Raw genomic sequence first — 872 nt, forward strand, 5'->3', positions numbered from 1 at the left:
TACGGCATTCATTCCGTTACGGGCGAGATTCCGCAAAAAGAACAGGAATTGGTGGTCGGCGTCATCGGCCTGGTGGCCGTAGCGATGCTGACGTACATGATTTTGTGGATGAAGAAGGCCGCGCGTTCGATGAAACAGCATCTTCAGGATTCTGTCCAGTCGGCCTTGAACCACGGTAGCGGCCAGGGCTGGGCTTTGGTCGGCATGGCGTTTTTGGCCGTGGCGCGCGAAGGTTTGGAGAGTGTGTTTTTCCTGCTTGCCGTGTTCCAGCAAAGCCCGACGTGGTCTATGCCGATAGGCGCGGTGTTGGGGCTGTTGGCGGCGGTTGTCATCGGTACGCTGATTTATCAGGGCGGTATGCGCCTGAACTTGGCGAAGTTTTTCCGTTGGACGGGAGCATTTTTGATTGTGGTAGCGGCCGGTCTGTTGGCCGGTTCGTTTCGCGCGCTGCATGAGGCCGGTGTATGGAATGTGATGCAGGATATTGCTTTCGACACATCGAAATATTTGCATGAAGACAGCCCTTTAGGCGTGCTGCTCGGCGGTTTCTTCGGCTATACCGACCACCCGACCGAAGGCGAAGTCCTGATTTGGCTGCTGTATCTGGTTCCCGTCATGATTTGGTTTTTGCGCGGCAGTGCGCCGGCAAAAACGTTAACTAAATAAAAAGGAATGAAAATGAAAAAATTCAATCTGACTGCTTTGTACGTAATGTTGGCTCTGGGTTTGACCGCGTGTCAGCCGCCTGAAGCCGAAAAAGCCGCGCCTGCCGCTTCAGGCGCATCCGCTGCCGCTAATGCCGACGGTTCGGTCAATATCGGTGTGAACGATACTGCCTGCGAACCGATGGAATTGACCGTCCCCAGCGGCCA

Annotated in this window: 1 protein-coding gene and 1 pseudogene; both read left to right on the top strand. The window is 54.9% G+C overall.

What is annotated here, in order from left to right; genetic code table 11:
* The coding region (gene efeU / locus ACTHS3_RS15715) for an iron uptake transporter permease EfeU (RefSeq protein WP_440368469.1) at positions 1 to 666 on the top strand (666 nt) is incomplete at its 5' end.
* Positions 667 to 678: 12 nt separating this feature from the next.
* A pseudogene (locus ACTHS3_RS15720) lies at positions 679 to 872 on the top strand (iron uptake system protein EfeO); the annotation flags it as partial.

Source organism: Neisseria sp. P0009.S007, assembly GCF_051962515.1.